Source organism: Arthrobacter sp. TB 26 (genome assembly GCF_000427315.1).
Classification (GTDB): Bacteria; Actinomycetota; Actinomycetes; order Actinomycetales; family Micrococcaceae; genus Arthrobacter.
The window spans coordinates 1,607-7,032 of sequence record NZ_AUPJ01000428.1; the positions used below are offsets into that span (position 1 = coordinate 1,607).

At 62.8% G+C, this 5,426-nt stretch carries 5 protein-coding genes; all 5 read left to right on the forward strand.

The annotated features are described in order from the left end of the window. Positions 1-116: 116 nt before the first annotated feature. Positions 117-1,715, forward strand: coding sequence for an amino acid permease (locus tag K789_RS0116345; RefSeq protein ID WP_024367695.1), 1,599 nt, complete (start codon positions 117-119; stop codon positions 1,713-1,715). A gap of 280 nt (positions 1,716-1,995) precedes the next feature. Then, positions 1,996-2,982, forward strand: coding sequence for an ABC transporter substrate-binding protein (locus K789_RS0116350; RefSeq protein WP_024367696.1), 987 nt, complete (start codon positions 1,996-1,998; stop codon positions 2,980-2,982). Further along, positions 2,979-3,821: an ABC transporter permease gene (locus K789_RS0116355; RefSeq protein WP_024367697.1), complete on the forward strand. Its 843-nt coding sequence runs from the start codon at positions 2,979-2,981 to the stop codon at positions 3,819-3,821. The genes K789_RS0116350 and K789_RS0116355 overlap by 4 nt, the downstream gene beginning before the upstream one ends. Next, positions 3,818-4,591 (forward strand): ABC transporter permease, encoded by a 774-nt coding sequence (locus tag K789_RS0116360; protein WP_024367698.1) that lies wholly within the window; start codon positions 3,818-3,820, stop codon positions 4,589-4,591. Before K789_RS0116355 ends, K789_RS0116360 begins: the two co-directional genes overlap by 4 nt. Continuing rightward, positions 4,581-5,426, forward strand: an 846-nt coding sequence (locus K789_RS0116365; RefSeq protein WP_024367699.1) for an ABC transporter ATP-binding protein, incomplete at its 3' end; no start/stop codon positions are given. The genes K789_RS0116360 and K789_RS0116365, both read left to right, overlap by 11 nt.

Here is a 5,426-nt window from a genome sequence, read left to right on the forward strand (position 1 = left end):
CCTGCGCGGCCCGCTTTTTGCGTCTCACTATGTGGGACAAAAATAGCCGTCCAGTGGATGGACACTACTATGGATAGGTCTGTTTCCACCAAGCTACCAAGATTGTGGACCTTGCTATGAACCTATTCCGGACCAAATCAATCGAGCAGTCCATGTCGGACGCCGAAGAACCCGGACGGAAGCTGAAGCGCTCGCTCAGTTCCTGGTACCTGATGATCATGGGTGTCGCCGTTGCTGTCGGCGCCGGTATCTTCTCGGTGGGCGCCAAGGCGGCAGCAAACTTCGCCGGCCCGGCCGTGACCCTTTCCTTCGCCATTGCCGCCGTCACGTGTGCGCTGGCCATCATGTGCTACGCGGAGTTCGCCACGGCCATTCCCGTCGCCGGCTCCGCCTACGTCTTCACCTACGCCACCATGGGCGAGTTGCTGGCCTGGATTATCGGCTGGAACCTCATTCTCGAACTCTTCACGGCCGGTGCTGTGATCGCCAAGTACTGGGGCATCTACCTCAGCAAGGTGTTCGCCCTGATGGGCGTGGACATCCCGCCGTCGATCTCCCTAGGCGGGGTGGACCTGTACTGGGGCGCCTTCCTGATCGTCGCCGTGTTCACCGTGCTGCTGGTGCTGGGGACAAAGCTGTCCGCCCGCGTCGGCAACATCTTCACGCTGGTCAAGATCGCCGTCGTACTCTTTGTGATCGTGGTGGGGTTCAGCTACGTGAAGTTCGAGAACTACGCCCCCTTCGTTCCGGCCTCCGAGCCGACCGGCGGCACCGGTGCCGCCGACGTCATGAAGCAGTCCTTCTTCGGCTTCCTCACGGGCGCTGCCCCGGCGCAGTACGGCACGCTGGGCATCTTCGCCGGCGCAGCCCTGGTTTTCTTCGCCTTCATCGGGTTCGACGTTGTGGCCACCTCGGCCGAGGAGGTCAAGAACCCGCAGAAGACGTTGCCCCGCGGCATCTTCGGCGGTCTGGCCGTCGTCACAGTGCTCTACATCCTGGTGTCCCTCGCGCTGACCGGCATGGTCTCCTACACCAAGCTGGCCGAGGCCGAAAACCCCACCCTCACCACGGCGTTCGAGGCCGTGGGCAACAACGATGCCGCGAAAGTCATTGCCTTCGGCTCGCTGGTCGGCCTGACCACCGTGATCATGGTGCTGCTGATGGGCCTCTCCCGCGTCGTGCTGGCCATGAGCCGCGACGGCCTGCTGCCCCGCTCGCTGTCCAAGACAAGCACTATCCGTGCGACGCCGGTCCGGCTCCAGATCATCTGCGGTGCTGCCGTGGCGGTTGTCGCCGGGCTCACCAATGTGGACCTGCTCGAAGAAATGATCAACATCGGCACGCTGTCCGCGTTCGTGACGGTGAGCATCGGTGTCCTGGTGCTGCGCAAGAAGCGCCCGGACCTGAAGCCTGCGTTCCGGGTGCCGTTCGGCAAGGTGCTCCCGATCGTCTCCGCCGTCCTGTGCCTCTACCTCATGACCAACCTGGCCGTGGAGACCTGGATCTTCTTCGCCGTCTGGCTCGTGATCGGCATCGTCATCTACTTCTCCTACGGCCAGCGCCACTCCCGCCTGAACGAGAAGTTCGCCGAGGCCAGGGCCTCAGTCAACGGGCCCGGCGACAAGCACGCCGCCGAGGCCGGGTCCGGGGCCGCCCTACAGAACGGGGCCGCGGCGGAGGACGCCGAGCTCGACGCCACCTTCACCCGCTCCTAGCGAGCCCCAACAATTAACCCCAACGCGGGGTCACATATCGCCCATCCCGACCCCCGGGATGGGCGATATGTGACCCCGCGTTGGTGTTTGGGCCTACTTCGGCGACTTCTGCGGTCGAGGGCACATCCGGAGGGCCCGTCTCATAGCTGTAACGATGGTCCGAATGTGGTTGACCTCACTCTATCTTTAGATCAGACTTAATTTGAACTTATGTTCGAAGAGCGAACATTGAGGCTTGGGGGCTAGTCACTCCCATGCCAATGGGCACATAGGAGTGAACATGAAACGTCGAATTATTGCCGTCCTGGCCGCCGCGTCGGTCCTCGGCCTGTCGGCTTGCGGTAGCGGCTCACCCAGTTCCACGGGAGGCGGGACTGCCTCGAGTGGAGCCGCCGGTAGTACCAACTTGACGAAGGTCAGTGTCGGTGTCATTCCGATCGTCGACTGCGCCCCCATCTACCTCGGTGACAAGCAGGGCTTCTTCAAAGAAGAAGGTCTCCAGCTGGACATCCAGACAGCAACCGGCGGCGCGGCGATCGTTCCGGGCATTGTCAGCGGAAGTTTCGACTTCGCCTTCTCCAACCTGATCTCGGTCATGGTTGCCAAGGACAAGGGACTTGACCTCAAGTTCGTGGCCAATGGTGCGTCCACCACCGGCGAGAAAGGCAAGGACATCGGCGGCGTCGTCGTTCCGGCAGGGTCGGACATACAGACCGCGAAAGACCTCGCCGGCAAAACCGTTTCCGTGAACAACCTCTCCAACATCGGCGACACCACCATCAAGTCGGTCGTCGAGAAGGACGGCGGCGACCCCAAGAGTGTGAAGTTCGTCGAGGTAGCATTCCCGGACGCCCCCGCGGCGCTGGCCAACAAGCAAGTTGACGCGGCGTGGATCCTCGAGCCCTTCCTGTCCAAGGCCGTGGCCGAAGGCGGCAAGGTGGTTTCCTGGAACTTCGTGGAGATGAGCCCGGAGCTCGACATAGCTGGCTACTTTACCAAGTCAGACACCATCAAGGGCAAGGCTGAGCTCACCCAGAAGTTCACCCGTGCCATGAACAAGTCGCTCGAATACGCGCAGCAGCACCCGCAGGAAGTCCGCGACATCGTGGGCACCTACACAAAGATCGACGACGCTGCCCGGGCCAAGATCGTTCTGCCGCGATACCGGGTCGAATTCAACCAGGATGCGTTCAAGACCCTCGGCGATGCAGCCGCCAAGTACGGCACGCTGACCAAGGCTCCGAACGCTGGCGAACTCCTCCCGTGAGTTCAACAATCCTGACTTCCGGTGGTGCCGCCCCGAGTACGGAGCGGCACCGCCGGCAGGTGCGTAAAATACCAACAAAGCAGCTGCTCGGCCTCGCAGGGATCCTCGGCTTCCTGGTGACCTGGGAGATGATTCCCCGGCTGGGCATCGTTGATGCACGCTACCTGCCGCCCGCCAGCGAGGTCATTGCCGCCCTGGTTGCTGACTTTGGACTCACGGCCTTCTGGGTTTCCGTGGGCGAGACCATGAAGGCCTGGTTCCTGGGTCTCCTGATCGCCGTGGTGGCGGCTGTGGTGCTTGGCTTCATTATCGGCTCCAGCACCTTCCTGCGGAAGGCTACCAACTCCACAATCGAGTTTCTGCGCCCGATCCCGTCGGTCGCTCTGATCCCGCTTGCCGTGTTGCTTTTCGGCGTGAAGATCGAGTCCTCTTTACTGCTGATCGTGTATGCGGCCTTCTGGCAGATCCTGATCCAGGTGCTCTACGGTGTGGCCGATGTCGATATGGTCGCCAACAACACGGCCAAGACGTACGGCCTGGGCAGGATGGCCAGGATTCGCTACGTCGTCTTTCCCACCGCATTGCCCTACTTGATGACAGGTGTACGGCTCGCCGGAGCGGTGGCGCTGGTGCTGGCGATCACGGCCGAACTCGTGATCGGATCCCCGGGACTCGGCCGGGAAATCGCACTGGCCCAGTCCGGCGGCGCCATCTCCGGCATGTATGCCCTGGTTCTCGCCACCGGCCTGATCGGAGTCCTGATCAATATGCTGATGCGCTTTATCGAGAAGAAGACCCTGGCCTGGCACTCGTCGGTCCGCTCCGAGGTGATCATATGAAAATCCTGAAGAATCTCGGCTACCTCCTGGGCCTGCCGGTGCTGCTGGTCCTGATCTGGTGGGCCGCCACCCTGGGGACGACCAACTTCTTCGTTCCCACCCCGGCGAACCTGGTCAAAACGTTCGGCGAGGTCTGGTTTGGCGAGCGTTTCTTCACGGACGTCCTGCCCAGTATCGGGCGGCTCGTGGTGGGCGTCGTCGCAGCGATCGTGATCGGCGTCGTCGGCGGAGTCCTGATCGGATCCATCCGGTGGCTCCGGGCGCTGCTGGAACCGACGCTGGAGTTCTTCCGCGCCATCCCGCCTCCGGTCCTGGTGCCGGTGCTGATGCTGCTCATGGGCATTACCGACTCCATGAAGGTCGTCGTTATCATTTCCGGCTGTGTCTGGCCGGTGTTGTTGAACACGATCGAGGGTGTCCGCGCCGTCGACCCGGTGCTCTCCGATTCCACTCACACCTACGGCATCGACGGCTGGGCCCGCGTCCGGTACCTCGTGCTGCCGTCCGCCAGCCCCCAGATCATGGCCGGCGTCCGCCAGTCCATGTCCCTCGGGCTGATCCTGATGGTCATCTCCGAAATGTTTGCCTCGTCCTCGGGACTTGGCTTCACTATCGTCCAGTTCCAGCGCTCCTTCTCCATCCCTGAGATGTGGTCCGGCATCGTCGTGCTCGGACTGCTGGGCGTGGGCATGTCATTCATCTTCCAGTGGGCCGAGCGGAAAATACTGCGCTGGTACCACGGCCAGAAAGAGGTAGAAAATGCAGCCTGACTCAACTCAAGCGGCCCCGGAAGCGATGCTCTCCGTCCGCGGGCTGAAAAAGGTGTACCAGACCGACGGCGGCGACGTGGAGGCCGTCCGGAACCTCACCTTCGACCTGCGCGCCGGCGAACTCGCTTGCCTGGTGGGACCCTCCGGCTCCGGCAAGACTACGCTGCTCAAGTGCATCTCCGGGCTGATGGCCCCGACCGAGGGCGAAGTGCTCCTGGACGGCAAACGCGTGGTGGGTCCGCCGAAGAAGATGGCGGTGGTCTTCCAGGAATACGGCCGCTCGCTGTTTCCGTGGATGCGCGTCCGGGACAACGTGGAACTGCCGCTGAAGAACCAGGGTGTCCCGAAGGCCGAACGTGACCGGCTAGTGGATGAGGCCCTCGAGGCCGTGGGCCTGTCCCACGTCCCGCGGTCCTACCCCTGGCAGCTCTCGGGAGGCATGCAGCAGCGGGTGGCGATTGCCCGCGCCATCGCCTACCAGCCCGAGGTCCTGCTGATGGATGAGCCATTCGCGGCCGTGGACGCCCAGACCCGGGCGGACCTGGAGGACTTGATCCGCACCGTGTGGAAGAAGCTGGGCATCACTGTCCTCTTCGTCACGCATGACATCGACGAATCCGTGTACCTCGGCGAGCGGGTCATCATCCTCTCAAGCTCCCCGACAGTCGTGCAGGAAGACATCACCATTGACCTGCCATCCGACCGAGACCAGCTGGAGACCCGTTCGCTGACACGCTTCACCGAACTGCGCCACCATGTCTACGAACAGATCCAGCTCGCCAAAAAGGGTCACCGCCCGGCTGCCGCGGGCGGGGTTGCAGAACGCCCGACGCCG

Excerpts from the sequence above, each read along its gene's own strand:
- K789_RS0116360 (WP_024367698.1), top strand. The coding sequence starts at position 3,818 with ATGAAAATCCTGAAGAATCTCGGCTACCTCCTGGGCCTGCCGGTGCTG.
- K789_RS0116350 (WP_024367696.1), top strand. The coding sequence starts at position 1,996 with ATGAAACGTCGAATTATTGCCGTCCTGGCCGCCGCGTCGGTCCTCGGC.
- K789_RS0116345 (WP_024367695.1), top strand. The coding sequence starts at position 117 with ATGAACCTATTCCGGACCAAATCAATCGAGCAGTCCATGTCGGACGCC.